The sequence below is a fragment of the Pseudomonas sp. DWRC2-2 genome, from assembly GCF_049897885.1.
Classification (GTDB): domain Bacteria; phylum Pseudomonadota; class Gammaproteobacteria; order Pseudomonadales; family Pseudomonadaceae; genus Aquipseudomonas; species Aquipseudomonas azotoformans_A.
Genome location: NZ_JAFCXD010000005.1, coordinates 168,685 through 187,285, shown reverse-complemented (window position 1 = coordinate 187,285; position 18,601 = coordinate 168,685). Strand labels below are relative to the sequence as shown.

Below are 18,601 nucleotides of genomic sequence, written 5' to 3'. Positions count from 1 at the left end.
GTCAATGTTTCTGCGGGGGCACCGCGACCTGAGACGTACTAAGCAGCCTCTTGTGAGGCTGCTCAGGGTTTATCGGGTCTCTAGATTTGCGACAGGCCTCCGTCCACCATCAGTTCCACTCCGTTGACGTACTTGGCATCGGCCGAGGCCAGGAACAATGCCGAAGTGGCAATCTCTTCAGGCTCAGCCATATAGCCCAGCGGCGTGATCTGCTCGACGTGTTGGCGCAGCGCGGCGATTTCGTGCGCGCTCATCTTCAACCCATTGTCCTGAATCGGGGTGCGGGTAAAACCTGGGCTGACGACATTTGCACGAATTTTGCGGCCCTTGAGTTCATTCGCCCAAGTACGGGCAAAGGAGCGCACGGCTGCCTTGGAGGCGTTGTACAGGCTCAGCCCTTCCATGCCGTTGCTTGAACAGATCGAGGCGGTCAGAACGATGGACGCACCGTCTTTCATCAGCGGCAGTAAGGTTTGGACACTGAAGAAGACGCCCTTCACATTGATGTCAAACACGTTGTAGTAGGTGGACTCGCTGGTTTCGCCCACGGGGTTTTTTTCGCAGATCCCTGCGTTCGCGAACACTGCATCGACCTGATCGTGCTGTGCTTCAATCATTGCCTTGAGCTTGTCGAGATCCGCTTGGCGGGTAACATCGGAGAGCACCGCGACGGCCTTGTCGCCCAACCGGGCAACCGCTGCCTCCAGGGCACCGGCTGACCGGGCTGTGATGTAGACGCGCTTGGCCCCCTCGGCAATCAAGGCGTGCGCCATCGCAAAGCCGATCCCCGTGGAGCCGCCGGTGACGACGGCAACCTGACCACTGAATTTACCTGACATATCTGACTCCTCACGATTGGAGACCCATTGTGCGAGGGAGCAGGAAAACGCGGCACTGGCATAAATGAACATTGCTCGTACATTTTTGTGCAGTGAAAAAACCCGCTGGTCACCTGCAGTACTACGCGCGGCCGGGTTAGGCTCAAGTTTCCAGCCCAGGTGTATAGCCAGCGGGTCGCCAAGCGAGCGTAACGCCCAAGCCGGCACCTGCGGCCAGGCAAACGGCAATGCACAGGTTCGCAACGATGAAGGCGTGAGTGATCGCGGCTGGATCGGTGCGCGAACCGAGAACGGTATAGAACACCCCGCCAATTACGGCGACGCTGAGGGCCGTGCTGACTTGCAGGGTCGAACTGGCGATGCCGGCAATCATGCCCGAATAGGCCGGCGCAACGCTGCCGGTGACCATGCGCATCAACGTCGGCAGGGCCAGCCCTTGCCCCAGGCCAATCACAAACAGAGTCGCTCCCAGCCCCACCGGCGCCAGTGGCGCACCGACGGGTGTCGCAGCGATGAGCCAGACCAGCGCAAGCAACCCGATGGACTCCAGCGCCATGCCGAGCGGATTGACATAGCCGCCGAGTATGCGCCGCCCCAACGGGGTCAACAGGGGGCCGACCAGGAACCCTGCGCCAAATGGCAGGAACACCAAGCCGGCGCTCAGCGCAGAGGTGTGCAACGCCTGCTGCAGGTATACCGAAAACAACAGAAAGAACACGCCAATTGAGTAAAACAGCAATGCAACCAGCAGTGCGCGGCCCAACCTGGGGGCGGTCAACGCGGCGGGCGCAATCAGCGGCACGCCGCCGGAACGGCTCAGGTGAGTTTCATAGCGCCAGAACAACCGCGCCAATACCGGTACGGCAAGCAGCGACAACCACGACCACCACGGCCAGCCTGCTTCCCTGCCCACGGTCAACGGTACGATGAGCGCGCCAAGGCAGGCAACCGACAACGCCATGCCGCCGAGGTCCAATTGCGTGGTATGACGTAATTTCACGTCCTTCAGCAGGGGAATGCCAAACAGCACGACCAGTGCCGCCACCGGCAAGTTGACCAGGAAAATCGCCCGCCAGCCCAAACCCATGGGATCGAGGGAAATCAAGATGCCTCCCAAGGCCTGGCCGATCACGGAGGCCAGGCCGAAGACAGCACCGTATAAACTGAGCGCGAGCGGCTTTTCCGACTCGGGAAAAATCGCCTGCACCGACGCCAGCGCCTGCGGGGCCATCACGGCGGCCGTAACGCCCTGCAAGGCGCGTCCGGCGACCAACACCCAGGGCGACCCGGCAAAACCGCACAGCACTGATGCCGCCGCAAAACCCACCAGGCCGCAAAGAAACACGCGGCCTCTTCCGTAGAGGTCCCCAAGCCGTCCTCCGGTGATCAGTGTCACTGCATACAGCGCGGCATACGAGGAAATGACTAGCTGCTCGGCGGAGGCCGAGCCGCCCAACGCGTCGCGGATCGACGGCAGTGCGACATTGACGATAAAAAAATCCAGCGGCGGCAGGAACGCGCCGACCAGCAAAACCGCAAACATCGCCCAGCGGCGTGGGTCAGGCTGGGAAATAGCAGTGCGCAACATGGACATACTCCCTACACAATCAATCGAGGCCGGGCTCTGCGTCATCCGCCCAATCAACGGCGCGCATCCCAAACGGCTGCGGGTTCAAATACCGCCGAACGTTTCCGAACCCGCGATGGGCTTCCAGTTTTCCAGTGGCGTCAGGAAGTGCAGCTCAAAGCGTCGCTTGGTAAACAGCCATTGGCCGTCGCGTCGTTCGAAGCAATCGTGATAAAGGCCACTGACCTGCACCGGACCTTTTTCGATGTCATGAAACAAGCAGTCAGCTGCGACGGTTGCCGTGGCGACATCACCCTCGATACGAATCAGCGGGTTGGCCATCCAATGGTGCATATGGGGCATCTTTCGCCAGCTGTTGTGTGCCATAGCGACAATACCTTCCGGGCCGGCGCCTTCGCCAAAGCCTGGCAGGTCCAGCACGGCATCGGCATGCCAGATCGTGCGTAACAAGTCAGGGTCCAAGCGATCAAACGCGTTGGCGTAGGCAGAGATGAGTGATTCGATGGCCGCACGGCTTTCCAGGGCCTCCAGTCGAGCGGCCAGGGTTTCAAGGTTCATGCGGGTGTCCTTCTGTGGGTGCAGGAGTCAAGCCTGAAACGGCTTGCCCGCCATTGTGCGAGCCCAGGGGTTGCCGCGGGACTGCCATTACTGCATCTTCACTGTTCACTTTTGTACGGGGTAAACCATGGAATGGAATGACTTGCGCGTCTTCCTGTCCGTCGCACGCGGCGGTTCGCTGGGTGCCGCCGCCAAGCTGTTGGGCGTCAGCCATCCCACCGTGGGGCGACGCCTGCACGTGTTGGAGCAGGCCGGTGGCGAGGTGTTTTTCCGCCGCACGGCGTCAGGGTTGGTATTGACCGACAGCGGTGAACGCATTTTCGAACTGGCAGAGGAAATGGAACGTAACGCGCTGGCAATCGAGCGACGCATCGCGGGCGAAAGCGCCCAGCTTGAAGGCCAGTTGCGGATCTCATCGGCGGACTGGTTCGCCAGTTATGTGCTAGGCCCCGTCCTGGGTGAACTCTCCCGGCGTCATCCCTTGATCGTGCCCGAAGTGATTGCGGGGCATCGCTTGTTCGATCTGACGCGCAGAGAAGCGGATATCGCGTTCAGGATCGTCCCGTTCACCGAGCCCGACATCGTCCAACGACGGCTCGTTACGCTGAGCTACGGGCTGTACATGAGTGCCCAGGCGTCATTCCCGCTGCAAACGGATGGTGAAGGCCTCGGACTGATCACCATGAACACTGCACAGGCGCATTATCCCGACGTACTCTGGTTACAGGCGTTGTACCCACGCGCCAACACCGTATTCACCAGCAGCAGCCGTACGGTTCAGGCGCAGATGTGTGGGCTCGGCCTAGGCGTAGCCGTGCTGCCCCGCGCACTGGGTGATCAATTGCCCGCGCTAAAACGAGTAGACACCGGCGAGGCGCCACCGGGCCGGGACATCTGGATGGGCTATCACCACGATATGCGACAGATGGACCGTCTTCGCGCCCTCGCCGACTTGGCAGACGAGATGATTGGGAGTGCCTGAGAAAAGACGCCCCGTGAAAACAAAAAAACCTGCACAAGGCAGGTTCTCTGTGGGTTTCAGCGACTTCCTGGGATGTCGTGAAACCAAATGATGGTGCCCGAACCCGGAATCGAACCGGGACGCCCTTACGAGCGGGGGATTTTAAGTCCCATGCGTCTACCAGTTTCGCCATTCGGGCGGCAGCGCGTGTTGCAGGGTTGGGAATATATAGATCCGGTGGCTTTGATGCAAGGTCGAAGGGCGGCTTTCTTGCCTCAGGGAGCCAGCAAAAAAGCTTGCTAGATCAGTGAGCTAGGCAAGCATCTGGAGGAAAGCCGGCAAACTCATCCAACGCGATGAGCCCCCTACTCTGTTATCGTGGCGTCCTCCCAACGCAATGGACACACCGCAGAATGGACTCATGGAAGAGAGTGGTAATCGCCACCTTGGCATTGCTCGGCAATCCAGTCGCCGCCGCTGAAAACAACAACCCCTTTCAAGCCGCGCTCATGATCACTTTGGTTGCGCCCTTTGTGCTTGTCTCAGGCGCCACCGCCTTGACCTCTGCCATTCCCGACCTGTTCAAGTCATCCAAAAGTTCGGCCGATGAGACCTCTCTCCCGGTAACTACTCAGCGACAGTTTCTGCCGCTGGCGCTGGTTTCTTGAGCGCCAGCGCCGGGTCGGGCACTTCGACCCAGCCCTTCTTCACATACTCAGCGGCGACGATTTTACGGATCAGGAAGCAGTAGATGATGGGCAGCCCGGCAATCGGAATCGCCGCCCAGGGCGGGCCTGCGAGAAAACCCAGCCCTAATGCCATAGCCCAGATCAGCAGGTGGCGCCAAAGGCCTGCGAAGAGCAGGTAGAGCGGGCCGAGAAACAAGACTGCCAATACCTGGAACGCATCGACTTCTTCGACCTGGTCGCTCTCTGGATGTTTGAAATAGCGGGTCATTGCACTGTCCTTGTGGGGGTTTATTCAGTGAATATACTCTGAAGGATCAATCCCGTGACACCTCTCGGAGCCTCATCATGAATCCAAACGCCACCGCTCTTGTCCTGATCGAGTTCCAGAACGATTTCACCACCGCAGGGGGCGTGTTTCATGACGCCGTCAAAGACGTCATGCACCAGTCCGACATGCTGGCCAATACTGCAACGACCGTGCAACAGGCACGCGCGCTGGGCGTGAAGATCATTCATCTGCCGATCCAGTTCACTGAGGGCTACCCGGAACTGACGACGCGTGATTATGGAATCTTGAAGGGCGTTGCCGATGGCGCTGCTTTTCTTTCCGGCAGTTGGGGCGCCGAGATTACCGAGGCAATCAGCCGTGAAACCGGCGATATCCTCGTGGAAGGCAAGCGCGGGCTGGATGGCTTTGCCACCACCGGCCTGGACCTGGTACTGCGCAACAACGGCATCCAGAACCTGGTGGTGGCGGGATTCCTGACCAACTGCTGCGTCGAAGGCACCGTTCGATCAGGTTATGAGAAGGGTTATAACGTGGTGACGCTTGCCGACTGCACGGCGACGTTCACCGACGAACAGCAAAAAGCGGCTGAAAACTTCACGCTGTCGATGTTTTCGAAGGTGTTGCGGCACACCGAGTTTCTTGGGGCGTTGACCCCCCAATAAACAAAAGGGGCGACTGATTGATCAGTCGCCCCTTTTGTTTCATCCGTTCAACGTCAACCCTGGATAAGTCCGAACGGGCAGCTTGTGCCGCTGCGGTTGTTGCCGTGCCAGTTGTACCTGAACCTGTGCCACAGCCTCCAGCACACGTTGTGCCCATTGCTCGTCTTCCGGGTCAACCACTACCACGCGAAACCCGTGGTCGAAACCTTCAAGCTGCACGCCTTCGGAATCATCGACATGCAAGTCGATATCGAAAGCCGGTGGGAATTTTGACGGGGTGCTCGTCAGCCCACGGTCGGTCAGGGCCTGGCTATGTCGCACACTGTTGACCACGCCGTCGACATGGATGCCATACAGCAACAACCAACGGCGGATGTAGGACGGCGTGCGGCCGGATGAGGTATAGACCCAAACGCTGCAACCCTGGCGACGCAGTTCACGGGTCAGGGAGCGGGTACCGCTACGCAGCGGTTCACCCAACCAACGGTGCACACACGCCGGCAAGCGGCTGTGCTCGGTTGCACTGTGGTGCAGCTGACAGGCCAGTGTGTCGTCGATGTCGAACGAAATACGGATTCGCTGACGCTTGATGAACACACGCTTGATCGTGTCGAGCACTGGGTACCTTCCCATCATTGGCCCCCCTGGTGGGCGGGCGCTGGTGTGTCGCTCAGGAAAAACTCGGTTGGATCTGGAGCGTTATCTTCCAGGAACGCTGCGTATTTTTTCTTGATCTTGGGCAATTCGTACAACGCCATTACGCCATGTTTGGCGGAGTTGCGTATCACCGAGGACGGGTTGAAATAGCCCTCGGCGTTGTCCAGCGTCAGCACAAACGGTGGCAACCCCTCGCGCATCAGCAGATAGCTGACGATCAGCGACCCACTGCGGTGATTGCCTTCAATGAACAACTGCGGCTTGCTCAGGACCCGCACGTAGACACCGGCTGCTCGCTTCCATACGGATTCGTTATGGTGCTTGCAATACCAGTTATACAAATCCTTGATGCCACCTTCGACATTGTTGAAAAAGTGCACTTCGGTCGCCGCCAGGTGTTGCGCGTATTCCTGCCGGCGCACCGGGTCTTTGCCACAGAGCACCGTGGCATTGATCTCCAGCATCAGGCTCAGTTGCTGGAGGTCAAACAGGTCGACACCGCGCGCAACATAGTCGTCAATCAGGGCATAACCTTCAAGCACATTCTGCAGCACTTCGTCTGTCAGCGGGTCGCGTGGCTCGGTAAAGTCCTGGCTAAGCTGGGCAAAACGGCCCTGTACCTTGCGCAGGGCGCGTTCAATCGCGACCAGATCAAGACGACGTGTTGCAGTCATTGGCAATCCTGAAAAACGATGCATGGGTCAGCTGAATTTGCCGCTGATGTAGTCCCCGGTCATTTGCTCACGCGGGTTTTCGAAGATCTGCGCGGTGGCGCCCATTTCCACCAGATAACCGGTGCGGGTGCCCTGGGAGATGTCTACCGAGAAAAACGCGGTGGTATCGGCCACACGGATCGCCTGCTGCATGTTGTGGGTGACCAGCGCGATGGTGTAATCCTTTTTCAACTCGACCATCAGCTCTTCGACACGACGGGTGGCGATGGGGTCGAGCGCCGAGCAAGGTTCGTCCAACAACAGCACTTCCGGCTCGGTGGCAATTGCGCGAGCAATACACAGACGTTGCTGCTGGCCGCCGGAGAGCGACAGGCCGCTGACCTTGAGCTTGTCCTTGACCTCATCCCACAACGCGGCGCCTTGCAGCGCGTGCTTGACGCGATCACCCAAGTCGCCTTTGTAGCGGTTCAGGCGCAGGCCAAAGGCCACGTTGTCAAAGATGCTCATCGAAAACGGGTTCGGCTGCTGGAACACCATGCCGATGTAACGGCGTACGACGACGGGATCAACGCCCTTGCCATACACGTCCTGGCCGAGGAAATGCACATGGCCTTCGAAGCGGAAACCTTTCACCAGGTCGTTCATGCGGTTGAGGCTACGCAGCACAGTCGATTTGCCGCAGCCGGACGGGCCGATGAAGCCGGTAATCTTGTTTTTCTCGATTGGCACATGGCTATCGCGCACCGCCATGAAGTTGCCGTAGAAAATCTTGTCCAGCTTGCAGTCCATGACCACAGGCGCCTGGGTGACAAACGGAGCGGCTTTTTGCGCAGTTGAGACGTTCAAAATTCAGGTGCTCCCGTTCTTAGTACTTGGGCTTGCCGAAAATACGGCTCACGATATTCACGACCAGCACGATCATTACCAGCACCAACGAGGCTGCCCAGGCGAGCTCAAGCTGGTTGTCGAAAGGCATGCCGGAGAAGTTGTAAATCAACACGGCCAGGGACGCCGTCGGATTCATGACCGCCAGGCTGCCGTCGTGGTAGATCCAGTAGTTACTGAACAGCGCGGTGAACAACAGCGGTGCGGTTTCGCCGGCAGCACGTGCGACTGCGAGCATCACGCCGGTCAGGATCGCGGGCATGCCGGTGGGCAAGACGATTTTCCAGATCACCTGCGAACGGGTGCAGCCCATGCCGTAGGCCGCGTCCTTCATGATCTTGGGCACCATCTTCATCGACTCTTCAGCCGTCAGCACCACGATCGGCAGCATCAGTACCGCCAATGCCACGCCACCTGCTGGAGCCGAGTAAGTCCCGGTCGTCATCACCACCAGGGCGTAGGCAAACACACCCGCCAGGATCGATGGCAAACCGGTGAGCATCTTGGCGGCGAAGCGCGAAGCGTTGGCCAACTTGCTGTCCGGACCCAGTTCAGCGAGGAAAACCGCAGCCAGAATGCCGACCGGCACGGCGATGGCGGCCGCGATACCGACCATCACGAACGTACCGGCCATGGCGTTACCGAAGCCACCGCCGGTCTCGAAACCGGTGGGGGGCAGTTCAGTGAACACTTCCATGCTCAGGCGTGCGCCACCGCGGGTGATCAGCATGTAGAGCACGGAAATCAGCGGCACGCTGGCCAACAACGCGCCGAACCACACCAGGGTGGTCAGCACCAGGCTGCGCAAGGCACGGCCTTCGAACCGGCGTTGCAGGCTCGGCATGGCGGTGATGGGCGTAGAGAGATCAGTCATTACTTGGTACCCCGCTGGGCGTAGACCATGATCATCGAACCGATGATGTTCACCAGCAGCGTGATAAACATCAGCACCAGTGCGGCGTACATCAACACTTCGATCTCGTTCGGGCCGGCTTCGGGGAAGTTCAGCGCCAACAAGGCGGCCAGGGTGTTGGCCGGGGCAAACAACGAAAGCGAGATGTTGTTCGCGTTACCCACCAACATGGCCAGGGCCATGGTTTCACCCAAGGCGCGACCCAGGCCGAGTACCAGCGAACCGAAGATGCCGGTCGCGGCAGAGGGCACCATCACCTTGAGAATCGCTTCCCAGTGAGTGGTGCCCATACCGTAGGCGGCTTGCTTGGTTTTCATCGGCACACCGGTGAGGGCGTCCTGGGACACGGCGGCAATGGTTGGCAAAATCATGATTGCCAGCACCAGCGCCGCCGGCAGCAGGCCCGGCCCGCTCAGGGACGTGCCGAAAAACGGAATCCAGCCCAGTTCAGTGTTCAGCCACGCGGTCAGCGGGCGGATGGCCGGGATCACCACATAAATGCCCCAGAGGCCGTAGACCACGCTGGGGATGGCGGCGAGCAATTCAACGATGGTGCGAAACACCGCCGCGAGTTTTGCTGGCAGGAAATCCTGGGTGAGAAAAATCGCCATGCTGACGCCGAAAAAGCCTGCGATCAGCAACGCGATAAGGGCGCTATAAAGCGTGCCCCAAATAGCTGGCAGAATGCCGTACTTGCCTTGGTTAACGTCCCAGACACTGCCGAACAGCACATCAAAACCGTGCTTTTCCATGCCGGGAAGTGCCTTGCGCCCTACTTCGAAGACCAGCGCGAAAACCAGCGCCAGCACCAGCACTACGCCTATGCGTGCAAGTGCACGGAAGGTGCGGTCAACCAGGAAATCCTTCGTAGAAGGTGGCTGGCACGCAGAATCCGGGTTAACCGGTACGACAAAAGGTGTGTTCATTGGCTATTTCCGGAACAAGGGGGAAACGCTCCCGGCATGGCTGACAACCCATACCGAGAGCGGCCTGGCGGCCTTACTGGATGTTGGCGGAAGCTTTGCGAACTTGATCGACAACCGATGGAGGCAGTGGGATGTAGCCCATCGAGTCGGCGATTTTCTGACCTTCGGTCAGGCTGTACTCAACCATTTCACGCATGGCCTTGGCTTTGGCTGGGTTGCCGTTGTCCTTGCGGAAGATCATCCAGGTGTAGGACGTGATCGGGTAGGACTTGGCACCATCCGGATCCGGCAGCCAGGCCACCAGGCTTTCCGGCATTTTCACCGCAGCCAGGGCTTCGGCGCCGCTTTCGGCGTTAGGTACAACGTATTTGCCGGCCTTGTTCTGCAGCTGGGCAAAGTCAACCTTGGCCAGTTTGGCGAAGCCGTATTCGATGTAGCCAATCGCGCCTGGGGTCTGACGCACAGTGGCGGTCACACCATCGTTTTTCGGCGATTTGATGAATTTGTCGCTGGCTGGCCAGTTGACGGTGTTGCCTTCGCCCAGGTCTTTCTGGAACTCAGGGTTGATCGCAGCCAAGTGCTTGGTGAACACCGCGGTGGTGCCGCTGGAGTCTGCACGTACGACAACAGTGATCGGCATGTCAGGCAGTTTCAGGCCTGGGTTGGCGGCGGCGATCTTGGGATCGTTCCACTTGGTGATCTTGCCCAGGAAGATGTTGGAGTACACATCGCGTGGCAATTTGAGTTCTTTAGGATTGCCCGGCAGGTTGAACGCCAACACGATTTCACCCGCGGTCATCGGCAACAGTTGCGCGCCTTCGGCCACCTTGGCGATGTCTTCGTCTTTCATGGCCGAGTCGCTGGCGGCGAAGTCGACGGTTTTGTTCAGGAAGTCCTGTACACCCGCACCGCTACCTTTGGATTGGTAATCAACGGTGACACCCTCGGTTTTCTTGCTGAAATCCTTGAACCAGGTGAGGTAGATCGGGGCTGGGAAACTCGCACCGGAACCGGTGAGGCGGATGCTCTCGGCAGCAAACACCGAGGTGGCACTGAGAGAAACCGCAACGGCGAGTGCAGCAGACTTCATCAGACGTTTCATTAAGGAAAATCCTTGTGATTTCGGGCCCGGGAACTCTGCAACATTCTTGTTACGGTTTTATGAACGTGGAGTGGCAAAACGCCTGGTTGTCCCCCTCTCCCGCCGCAATCACGGTATTTGATGTCATTGGTTAGTAACAAAATGCGACTAAGACTTTGCCATCTCCCACCACGCGAGTTCCGCCCATGTCCTCAATAGAAGATGCCTTGATGCAGCGCATCCATCGTGAATTGCTGGATCACAGTGATGAAGAGCTGGAACTGGAATTATCCGAAGATGGGCACGACCTCAACGCGCTGTTTGACGAGCACGTCGGTGAAAGCGCCGAAAAAGCCGCGCGCAGGATTTATTTCAGCGAACTGTTCCGCCTGCAGGGCGAACTGGTGAAATTGCAGAGTTGGGTGGTCAAGACCGGTCACAAAGTGGTGATCCTGTTCGAAGGGCGCGATGCTGCCGGCAAAGGCGGTGTGATCAAACGCATCACCCAGCGCCTGAACCCGAGGGTCTGCCGAGTGGCCGCCCTGCCCGCGCCGAATGACCGAGAACAGACTCAGTGGTATTTCCAGCGCTACGTTTCACACCTGCCGGCCGCCGGCGAAATCGTGCTGTTCGACCGCAGCTGGTACAACCGCGCTGGCGTCGAGCAGGTCATGGGGTTCTGCAACGCGGACCAGTACGAAGAGTTCTTTCGCACCGTGCCGGAGTTCGAGCGCATGCTCGCCCGTTCCGGCATTCAGTTGATCAAGTATTGGTTTTCCATTTCCGACCAGGAACAGCACCTGCGCTTTCTTAGCCGTATTCACGACCCGCTCAAGCAATGGAAGCTCAGCCCCATGGACCTGGAGTCGCGTCGGCGCTGGGAGGCCTACACCAAGGCCAAGGAAATCATGCTCGAACGCACCCACATCGCCGAAGCGCCGTGGTGGGTGGTGCAGGCGGATGACAAGAAAAAAGCCCGGCTCAACTGCATCCACCACTTGCTCGGGCAGATGCCATATGAAGAAGTCGAGCTGCCGGTGATCGAACTGCCGCAGCGCGTACGGCAGGAGGACTACTCCCGTAGCCCGACGCCACCGGAACTCATCGTGCCGCAACTCTATTAACTGAGCTGCTCACACAGGAACGGCACACTGGCGAGCCGTGAAGTGGGGTGAAACGCCAGTACCCGCGTCGCCACCAACAGGTAAGCGACTTCCTCGGAGGACATGAACGCCATGCCGCCGAGGATTTCGAAGGCGCGGGTACTGATGCGGTTGATCGCCTCTTGCACCGCAAACCGCGTGGCTTGCGCGCGCGCCAGATCCGCGCGCAGGAACCGGTTCTGGTCGATGGCAACCGCCAGGCCGCGTATCGCCATCGTGGCGCCCTGCAGATCAATCAGCAGCATTGCGCGATCATCCTGCGAGCCTTTGTTGCACGCCAATGCCCTCGACGCCAACGCAGACGCCATGCCCACGTAGGACGCCGACGCAAGCAGCTGGAACCAGATCGCAAACAAGTGTTCACCCGTGCCCTGCTGCACATCGTCCAGCTGGTTATCCACGGCCTTGCTGAAATACATCAACGCCTCTGGCACCAACAGTTGGTTGAAGATCACTTCATGGCTGTCGGCTGCTTGCAAATGCGGCACCGACCAGAACTTTTTCCGCTGGATATTCGGGTCACCCGCCAACCCCAGGCCGATGCCGATATGGGTCTGGCCTTGCGGGTCGACGTAGTTGACGCCAAAGGTGATCGCGTCAAAGTGATGGGTCATCGTGCAGGGCTTTTTGCTGCCGCTCACTCGATAACCATCGGCTGTTTTTTCTACGGACAGCGTGGACTCCAGGATATTGGCGTGCGCCCGCCCCTCGGCAAATCCCGAGGCGACCAACAGGTTGTCGCGAGCGACCACGCCGAGCATTCCCTGGATATCGGGAAAGAAGCGACTCGCCGCCATCATGCCAGCCACCGTGTGATGGTGCATGGTCATCATCACGGCCAATGAAGGGCAATGGGCGCCAACCCAGGTGTGTACCTGGGCCAGGTTGACTGCGCTGATCCCTCCACCGCCAAGTTCCTTGGCGATGGAAAGTCCTGGCGCGCCGACTGTTTTAAACAACGTGGCCAGTTGTTTGGACTCGCCCCGTTCTAGTTCAATCAGTGAGGCCGCTTCAAGAACAGGCACCAGTTCAGGAATACAGGCTAAAACGGTATCTCTTTCTTCACTCAGAAACATAGTAAACGAACCCTTGTTATTGTTTAGGCTTTAAGTAATGTCGCGCATAACGACTGTCCAACTTCGACAGTGGCAATAACATAAAGAAGTCCGCCACATTGAATTCCTTATCCCACGCCGGTGCACCACAGACCCAGCCACCACTGCGCAAGTAACCTTTAAGCAACGGCGGGACGCGCGGCACATGTCCGGGCTCGAACGCTTCCAGGGGAAAAGGGATATGGGGCGTTACGCGATAGTCGTCGGGCGCTCGATTTTCTGCGGTAAAGCCTCGATACAACGCCGCCGCATCATGGCCACCATCGGACAGGCTCACGCTCGCGCAACCCATCAGATGGTCACAGCCCTCACGCTCCATATACTTCGCAAGACCTGACCACAACAGCATGATCACACTGCCGCTGCGGTATTCGGGGTGGACACAGGCATGCCCGGCTTCAACGGTCCTGGCGCGTAATGACGCTAGCCCACTGAGATCAAACTCCCTCTCCGAGTAGTAGTGCCCCATGCGTTGTGCAGCGGCCGGGCCCATCAGGCGGTAGGTGCCCACCACGGCTGAAGTCTTGGCGTCGCGGACCAGCAAGTGGTCGCAGTAGTCGTCAAACTCGTCAGTATTCAACGCCTCAGGGTTTGCAAGTTCAGACCATTTAAAAGTTTCGGTAAAGACACGATAACGCAGGCGTTGCACCTCACGTATTTCTTCTTGTCGAGTGGCGAGACTGACCACTAACCCTGCACGCGGAAGTTGTGCAGTTGAATGTTCTTCACTGGATACCGACGGAGATCGCATTCCTGTTCCTTTGAGTCGCCATACGCGTAAGAGGCAAGTAGTGAGCAGGACACTAACATGCGACTTTATGCAGGCAACGTAAGGAAACTCCGAAACAAGTTGCGATCTTTATGGTGGGTCAAGTTACTGTGGTGAACTACTCACCACCCGCAACGCCAACCCCTCGTACGCATCCAGGGTAATGGTGAATTCCCCCTCCGCCGTCAGGTCGCCTTCCACACGCTCATTGATGATGTCCACTACCATCCCGGCAGCAATATCCGATAGATGCAGGGTTTCAGTGATCGGCGTCGCACCAAAATTCAGTGCAGTGATTTGCGTGCCTTTGCCGGCCGGCAATTCATGCACCATTACCAGCAGCGCTGAGTTTTCAACCTCCGGCACCAGAATCTGGCGGCTGGCGGCGATGTCATAGGCGCGGCGCACCGCGAGGATTTTCTGCAGTTGCGAAGCGAAGGACTCGGGGTCCTGCAACTGGCTGTTCAGGCTGCCGTAAAGGCTTTTCGAGCGTGGCATGTGGCCAGCCGAAAGCGCTGCGTCCGGGTTCAAATCCACTAGGTCATACGCGCCGCGATGAATCCAGCGAGTATCGCCATCCTGCATCAAGTGCTCGACCTCTTCGGCCGCCAGCGGCAGCGCGCCCACCAGGTCCCAACCCGACAAGGCAAACACCCCAGGCTGCATGGCGTTGTACATCACCAGCAGCAAATGGATCTGGCGGATCTGTTGGATGTCAGCTTCGGTGATCGCCTCCAGATCACGAATACCCAGCGCCGCAGTAATGATGCTGGCCGTGGTGCACGACACGCCATTGGTCACGAACTTGAGGTTATACGGCGCATGCTCACCGGCCAGGCGCTCGTACATCTGCTCGCGAATGTGCTCGCGCAGGATATTGCCGGGAAAGGTCTGGCCCTGGTACAGGAAGGTGTCATGGGCGTGCAACGTCCAGAAGTGCACCAGCTCCAGCGTCAGCTCATCGTGGTTCTGCAACGCATGGATCAACGAACCGGGGTCGATGCCTTGGCGGTGCATTTCACGCAACATCAGGCGCAGGAACTCGGCATCGCCCATTAGCAACGCATGTTGGTATGCCGGACGGGTGATGAAGTCATAGGAGAGGTCGGCGCCACCATGGGACATGGAGGCGATGTCATCCACGGTGAGGTTCAACTCCTGGAAGCTGAATCCGCCGGCCTTGCGAATCGCGCCGCCGAGCAACTGGTTGCCGGTGATCGACAGCGGATGGCTCTCGGACCAGGCCGTGCCGTCCAGCTTGCGCTCCACACCGAGAAAACCGTTGGCGTCCAGGCGCAGGATCTTCGCGCCCATCACGTCGATGGCGTGCAGTGCGTCACCGATGATCATCTGCTGCGCGGCAAAGGTCGGGTCCAGCCAGTTCAGCGATGGCTGGCCTTCTTTGAAGTAATGCAGGTACACCCAGCGACGCGGTTTGCCATCCACACCGAGCACCACGTCTGTCGCGCTCCAGTCGGTTTCCTTGACGCCGGGCTCGAAGAAGATCACCCGTTGCAACTGGCCGACGATGTAGTGTTTGTCACGCAACGCATCGACCTGGACGGGGCTGAGGTTTTGCGCGTCACGGCCCTCAGCGACGTCGGGCAGCAGCGCCCAGTCCTCCTCGCGGATTTCGACCATGTGGTACAGGCCGGGATAGTCCTCGTAGGCCATCTCGGCCAGGCGGAAATCCGCGCCCTTGCCGGTGTGGGACGGGATCACATCGTCGATGATCACCGCATTGTGCGCCGCCGCCATGCGCGTCAAGGCCTGTAACTGCGCCTCGGTGCCCAACTCCGGGTCGATCTCGAAGCTGATGCGGTCGAAATTGCCGTCGATGGTCGGTGTGTGCTGCGTGCCCTTCAGGCCGCCGGACTTCTTCAATGGGCCATTGTGGATGCCCTGGATGCCGATCTTCGACAACGCCTGCCACAGCGCCTCATCCCCCAGTGCCTCCAACACCGTGCCGCCCTCACGGGTCACAATCGAGGCCGGGTACGCGGTAAACCACACGGACGACAGGGCCGAAGCATCACGGGGCCGCGTCTGCGCGTACGGCTGCTGCCACAACCGGCCCTGGCCCGAATAGAGCTTGGCGCGCTGGCGTGCTGCGTGCAGCATCGATTGTTCCACCAGCCAGTTCACATGGTTGTTTTCAGCCGCCGTCATATGCCTGATCCCTGTTGTCGTCCAAAGGTTGCTCGTAAGCATAGGAGCCACAACCGGGGCCATTCGTTGCATTGCAATGTGGGCGACTACGCCAACTGCCGATACTGCCTCGGCGTAAACCCCGTCGACGCCTTGAATTGGCGGGTAAACGCACTGTGGTCGGTATACCCGCATTGCAGCGCCACTTCGGTGATCGGCAGGTCGGTGTGCAACAGCCGGTGCGCCTGCTCCAGCCGTACCTTCTGGATCATTTGACGTGGCGTGAGGTGGAACACGCGCTTGCAGTAGCGCTCCAGCTGCGCCACCGAAATGCCGGCGATCCGGGTCAATTCACCCAGGGTCACGCGGCGGTTGAAGTGTGCGCGGATGTGCGCGTCCACGGCGGCCAGGCGTTGGTACGCCGGGTGGCTTTCGCTGGCGGTTTGCAGGTCGACCGAGATACCCGCCAGGCCAATGATCGCGCCCGAATGGTTGTACAGCGGCCACTTGTGGGTCAGGCACCAACCGGGTTCGCGGGTGCCGTACAAGTGCAGTTCCAGCTGATCTTCCAGCACAAAACCCTGCTCCAGCACGCGCCGGTCCTGTTCGGTGTAGCCAGGCCCCAACTGCGCGGGGAAGACTTCGGCACTGGTCTTGCCCAGCAGCGGTTGCAGTTGCTTGAGGCCGCAGCGCTGCACCAGGGTGCGGTTGGCGAGCACATAGCGGGCCTGGATGTCCTTGATGAAAATCGCGGCATTGGGGATCACGTCCAGCATCGGCAATAGCTGCGCGACACTGCCCAATAACTGTTCGATGTCTTGGGGGTTGCTCCCTTGGCAAAGGGTCGCAAACGCGTTCTGCAGCATGACGGTTGATCCCCGCTGGTGGCCTGACGGATAGCAGATTGCCCGATGCCCGGAGCCCTGTCGAGCAAGCAAAACTGTGCTGATTTCGTCATCGATGCCGGCAAAAAACATCAATCGCGCCGCCGTTCATGCGTTCACTGTATGGCCACTGCATGCCTATCCAATAACTCACAAGAAGGCGACGCTATGTCAGCTCAAGGCAAGTTCAAGAAACAGCTTTCCCTGATGGACCTGACCTTTATCGGGTTGGGTGCCATCTTTGGTTCGGGCTGGTTGTTTGCAGCCAGCCACGTATCTGCAATCGCAGGCCCAGCGGGCATTATTTCCTGGCTCATCGGCGGTTTCGCGGTGCTGCTGCTGGGCATTGTGTACTGCGAACTGGGCGCCGCACTGCCCCGCGCCGGCGGCGTGGTGCGCTACCCGGTTTATTCCCACGGCCCGCTGTTGGGCTACCTGATGGGCTTCATCACCCTGATCGCGTTTTCCAGCCTGGTGGCCATTGAAGTGGTCGCCTCGCGGCAGTACGCAGCGGCGTGGTTTCCGGAACTGACCAAGGTCGGTTCCAGCGACCCGACTACCCTCGGCTGGCTGGTGCAATTCGCCCTGCTGTGCCTGTTCTTCGTGCTCAATTACCGCAGCGTGAAGACCTTCGCCATCGCCAATAACCTGGTCAGCGTCTTCAAGTTCATCGTACCGTTGCTGGTGATCGGTGTGCTGTTCACCTTCTTCAAACCGGCGAACTTTGAGGTGCAGGGTTTTGCGCCGTTCGGGCTGTCGGGCATCGAGATGGCGGTGTCGGCCGGCGGGGTGATTTTTGCCTACCTGGGCCTGACGCCAATCATCTCGGTGGCCAGTGAAGTGAAGAACCCGCAGCGCACGATTCCGATTGCCTTGATCCTTTCGGTGTTGTTGTCGACCGCCATCTACGTGCTGCTGCAAACCGCCTTCCTCGGTGGCGTGCCTACGGAAATGCTCGCCAATGGCTGGGCCGGGATCAGCAAGGAACTGGCGCTGCCTTATCGGGATATCGCCCTGGCGCTGGGCGTGGGTTGGTTGGCCTACCTGGTGGTGGCTGACGCGGTGATCTCACCCAGTGGCTGCGGCAATATCTACATGAACGCCACCCCTCGCGTGGTGTATGGCTGGGCGCAGACCGGCACGTTCTTCAAGATTTTTACGCGTATCGATGAGAAGTCCGGCATTCCACGCCCGGCGCTGTGGCTGACCTTTGGTTTGTCGGTGTTCTGGACCCTGCCGTTTCCGTCCTGGGAAGCGCTGATCAATGTGGTGTCCGCGGCGCTGATCCTCAGCTACGCCGTGGCCCCGGTTACTGTCGCCGCGCTACGTCGCAATGCCCCGCAGATGGCGCGGCCGTTCCGAGTCAAGGGCATGGCGGTACTGGGCCCGCTGTCGTTCATCATCGCCGCGCTGATCGTGTACTGGTCTGGCTGGGGCACGGTGTCCTGGCTGCTCGGCCTGCAGATCCTGATGTTTGTGGTGTACCTGCTGTGCGCACGCTGGGTGCCGACTGCGCACCTCAATATCAAACAACAAGTGCGCTCGTCTGCCTGGCTGATTGGCTTTTACGCGGTGACCATCCTGCTGTCCAAGCTTGGCAGTTTTGGCGGCATCGGCGTGATCAGCCACCCGCTCGACACCATTGTCGTCGCCGTTTGCGCACTCGGCATTTACTACTGGGGCGCCGCCACTGGCGTGCCGGCTCACCTGGTACGACTGGAACATGAAGCCGATGAAAGCGAAGCGGTCGACGAACCTCACGCCCCGCTGACACCCGCGACCTACTGATTCAGGAGCCTT

General features: G+C 59.3%; 19 protein-coding genes and 1 tRNA gene. 5 read left to right on the top strand and 15 right to left on the bottom strand.

The window, feature by feature from the left end; all coding sequences use genetic code 11:
• Positions 1–80: 80 nt before the first annotated feature.
• From ACP7EW_RS22615 to ACP7EW_RS22605, 3 genes are all read right to left on the bottom strand, one after another.
• Positions 81–839 (bottom strand): SDR family NAD(P)-dependent oxidoreductase, encoded by a 759-nt coding sequence (locus tag ACP7EW_RS22615; RefSeq protein ID WP_426219859.1) that lies wholly within the window; start codon positions 837–839, stop codon positions 81–83.
• 142 nt (positions 840–981) lie between these two features.
• On the bottom strand, positions 982–2,427 hold the full coding sequence (locus tag ACP7EW_RS22610; protein WP_426219857.1) for an MFS transporter: 1,446 nt from the start codon (positions 2,425–2,427) through the stop codon (positions 982–984).
• A gap of 84 nt (positions 2,428–2,511) precedes the next feature.
• Positions 2,512–2,985: a nuclear transport factor 2 family protein gene (locus ACP7EW_RS22605; RefSeq protein WP_426219855.1), complete on the bottom strand. Its 474-nt coding sequence runs from the start codon at positions 2,983–2,985 to the stop codon at positions 2,512–2,514.
• 127 nt (positions 2,986–3,112) lie between these two features.
• Here ACP7EW_RS22605 and ACP7EW_RS22600 point away from each other — a divergent pair, with 127 nt between their 5' ends.
• Positions 3,113–3,967, top strand: a complete 855-nt coding sequence (locus ACP7EW_RS22600; RefSeq protein WP_426219853.1) for a LysR family transcriptional regulator — start codon at positions 3,113–3,115, stop codon at positions 3,965–3,967.
• 91 nt (positions 3,968–4,058) lie between these two features.
• Here the strand turns inward: ACP7EW_RS22600 and ACP7EW_RS22595 are convergent.
• Positions 4,059–4,145 (bottom strand) — tRNA-Leu (locus ACP7EW_RS22595).
• 232 nt (positions 4,146–4,377) lie between these two features.
• On the opposite strand from ACP7EW_RS22595, the gene ACP7EW_RS22590 reads away from it, so the two are divergent.
• Entirely contained in the window at positions 4,378–4,614 is a 237-nt protein-coding gene (locus ACP7EW_RS22590; RefSeq protein WP_426219851.1) for a hypothetical protein, read from the top strand.
• Here the strand turns inward: ACP7EW_RS22590 and ACP7EW_RS22585 are convergent.
• On the bottom strand, positions 4,574–4,903 hold the full coding sequence (locus ACP7EW_RS22585; protein ID WP_426219849.1) for a hypothetical protein: 330 nt from the start codon (positions 4,901–4,903) through the stop codon (positions 4,574–4,576). The two genes, ACP7EW_RS22590 and ACP7EW_RS22585, sit on opposite strands and share 41 nt — an antisense overlap.
• Positions 4,904–4,980: 77 nt before the next feature.
• Between ACP7EW_RS22585 and ACP7EW_RS22580 the strand changes: the two genes are divergently transcribed.
• Complete coding sequence (locus ACP7EW_RS22580) at positions 4,981–5,586, top strand: cysteine hydrolase (protein WP_426219847.1); 606 nt, start codon at positions 4,981–4,983, stop codon at positions 5,584–5,586.
• Between the two features lie 39 nt (positions 5,587–5,625).
• Here ACP7EW_RS22580 and ACP7EW_RS22575 read toward each other — a convergent pair whose 3' ends face one another.
• From ACP7EW_RS22575 to pstS, 6 genes are all read right to left on the bottom strand, one after another.
• Positions 5,626–6,219 carry a hypothetical protein gene (locus ACP7EW_RS22575; protein WP_426220301.1) on the bottom strand — a complete coding sequence of 198 codons (594 nt, stop codon included), beginning with the start codon at positions 6,217–6,219 and terminating at the stop codon, positions 5,626–5,628.
• Positions 6,219–6,917 carry a hypothetical protein gene (locus ACP7EW_RS22570; protein WP_426219845.1) on the bottom strand — a complete coding sequence of 233 codons (699 nt, stop codon included), beginning with the start codon at positions 6,915–6,917 and terminating at the stop codon, positions 6,219–6,221. Before ACP7EW_RS22570 ends, ACP7EW_RS22575 begins: the two co-directional genes overlap by 1 nt.
• Before the next feature lie 27 nt (positions 6,918–6,944).
• Entirely contained in the window at positions 6,945–7,706 is a 762-nt protein-coding gene (pstB, locus tag ACP7EW_RS22565) for a phosphate ABC transporter ATP-binding protein PstB (RefSeq protein WP_033902990.1), read from the bottom strand.
• Positions 7,707–7,782: 76 nt separating this feature from the next.
• On the bottom strand, positions 7,783–8,676 hold the full coding sequence (pstA, locus tag ACP7EW_RS22560; RefSeq protein WP_426219843.1) for a phosphate ABC transporter permease PstA: 894 nt from the start codon (positions 8,674–8,676) through the stop codon (positions 7,783–7,785).
• Positions 8,676–9,641, bottom strand: coding sequence for a phosphate ABC transporter permease subunit PstC (pstC, locus tag ACP7EW_RS22555; RefSeq protein WP_016978032.1), 966 nt, complete (start codon positions 9,639–9,641; stop codon positions 8,676–8,678). The genes pstA and pstC overlap by 1 nt, the downstream gene beginning before the upstream one ends.
• Before the next feature lie 73 nt (positions 9,642–9,714).
• The gene (pstS, locus tag ACP7EW_RS22550) at positions 9,715–10,743 is read right to left on the bottom strand and encodes a phosphate ABC transporter substrate-binding protein PstS (RefSeq protein ID WP_016978033.1); all 1,029 of its coding nucleotides are present in this window, start codon (positions 10,741–10,743) and stop codon (positions 9,715–9,717) included.
• A gap of 185 nt (positions 10,744–10,928) precedes the next feature.
• Between pstS and ppk2 the strand changes: the two genes are divergently transcribed.
• Positions 10,929–11,846: a polyphosphate kinase 2 gene (gene ppk2 / locus ACP7EW_RS22545; protein ID WP_025999860.1), complete on the top strand. Its 918-nt coding sequence runs from the start codon at positions 10,929–10,931 to the stop codon at positions 11,844–11,846.
• On the opposite strand, the gene ACP7EW_RS22540 is transcribed toward ppk2, so the two are convergent.
• From ACP7EW_RS22540 to ACP7EW_RS22525, 4 genes are all read right to left on the bottom strand, one after another.
• Positions 11,843–12,961, bottom strand: a complete 1,119-nt coding sequence (locus ACP7EW_RS22540) for a hypothetical protein (protein ID WP_426219841.1) — start codon at positions 12,959–12,961, stop codon at positions 11,843–11,845. The two genes, ppk2 and ACP7EW_RS22540, sit on opposite strands and share 4 nt — an antisense overlap.
• Positions 12,962–12,977: 16 nt before the next feature.
• Positions 12,978–13,751, bottom strand: coding sequence for a GNAT family N-acetyltransferase (locus ACP7EW_RS22535; RefSeq protein WP_426219839.1), 774 nt, complete (start codon positions 13,749–13,751; stop codon positions 12,978–12,980).
• A gap of 123 nt (positions 13,752–13,874) precedes the next feature.
• Positions 13,875–15,938: a maltose alpha-D-glucosyltransferase gene (gene treS, locus ACP7EW_RS22530; RefSeq protein ID WP_426219837.1), complete on the bottom strand. Its 2,064-nt coding sequence runs from the start codon at positions 15,936–15,938 to the stop codon at positions 13,875–13,877.
• An 86-nt stretch (positions 15,939–16,024) separates the two neighbouring features.
• Entirely contained in the window at positions 16,025–16,783 is a 759-nt protein-coding gene (locus ACP7EW_RS22525; protein WP_426219836.1) for a helix-turn-helix domain-containing protein, read from the bottom strand.
• Between the two features lie 186 nt (positions 16,784–16,969).
• Here ACP7EW_RS22525 and ACP7EW_RS22520 point away from each other — a divergent pair, with 186 nt between their 5' ends.
• Complete coding sequence (locus tag ACP7EW_RS22520) at positions 16,970–18,589, top strand: APC family permease (RefSeq protein ID WP_426219835.1); 1,620 nt, start codon at positions 16,970–16,972, stop codon at positions 18,587–18,589.
• Positions 18,590–18,601: the final 12 nt, after the last annotated feature.

Bases quoted from the DNA above. Each gene is read 5' to 3' on its own strand.
- ACP7EW_RS22615 (WP_426219859.1), bottom strand. From the start codon at position 839: ATGTCAGGTAAATTCAGTGGTCAGGTTGCCGTCGTCACCGGCGGCTCC.
- ACP7EW_RS22610 (WP_426219857.1), bottom strand. From the start codon at position 2,427: ATGTTGCGCACTGCTATTTCCCAGCCTGACCCACGCCGCTGGGCGATG.
- ACP7EW_RS22605 (WP_426219855.1), bottom strand. From the start codon at position 2,985: ATGAACCTTGAAACCCTGGCCGCTCGACTGGAGGCCCTGGAAAGCCGT.
- ACP7EW_RS22600 (WP_426219853.1), top strand. From the start codon at position 3,113: ATGGAATGGAATGACTTGCGCGTCTTCCTGTCCGTCGCACGCGGCGGT.
- ACP7EW_RS22585 (WP_426219849.1), bottom strand. From the start codon at position 4,903: ATGACCCGCTATTTCAAACATCCAGAGAGCGACCAGGTCGAAGAAGTC.
- ACP7EW_RS22580 (WP_426219847.1), top strand. From the start codon at position 4,981: ATGAATCCAAACGCCACCGCTCTTGTCCTGATCGAGTTCCAGAACGAT.
- ACP7EW_RS22575 (WP_426220301.1), bottom strand. From the start codon at position 6,219: ATGGGAAGGTACCCAGTGCTCGACACGATCAAGCGTGTGTTCATCAAG.
- ACP7EW_RS22570 (WP_426219845.1), bottom strand. From the start codon at position 6,917: ATGACTGCAACACGTCGTCTTGATCTGGTCGCGATTGAACGCGCCCTG.
- pstB (WP_033902990.1), bottom strand. From the start codon at position 7,706: ATGGACTGCAAGCTGGACAAGATTTTCTACGGCAACTTCATGGCGGTG.
- pstA (WP_426219843.1), bottom strand. From the start codon at position 8,676: ATGACTGATCTCTCTACGCCCATCACCGCCATGCCGAGCCTGCAACGC.
- pstC (WP_016978032.1), bottom strand. From the start codon at position 9,641: ATGAACACACCTTTTGTCGTACCGGTTAACCCGGATTCTGCGTGCCAG.
- pstS (WP_016978033.1), bottom strand. From the start codon at position 10,743: ATGAAACGTCTGATGAAGTCTGCTGCACTCGCCGTTGCGGTTTCTCTC.
- ppk2 (WP_025999860.1), top strand. From the start codon at position 10,929: ATGTCCTCAATAGAAGATGCCTTGATGCAGCGCATCCATCGTGAATTG.
- ACP7EW_RS22540 (WP_426219841.1), bottom strand. From the start codon at position 12,961: ATGTTTCTGAGTGAAGAAAGAGATACCGTTTTAGCCTGTATTCCTGAA.
- ACP7EW_RS22535 (WP_426219839.1), bottom strand. From the start codon at position 13,751: ATGCGATCTCCGTCGGTATCCAGTGAAGAACATTCAACTGCACAACTT.
- treS (WP_426219837.1), bottom strand. From the start codon at position 15,938: ATGACGGCGGCTGAAAACAACCATGTGAACTGGCTGGTGGAACAATCG.
- ACP7EW_RS22525 (WP_426219836.1), bottom strand. From the start codon at position 16,783: ATGCTGCAGAACGCGTTTGCGACCCTTTGCCAAGGGAGCAACCCCCAA.
- ACP7EW_RS22520 (WP_426219835.1), top strand. From the start codon at position 16,970: ATGTCAGCTCAAGGCAAGTTCAAGAAACAGCTTTCCCTGATGGACCTG.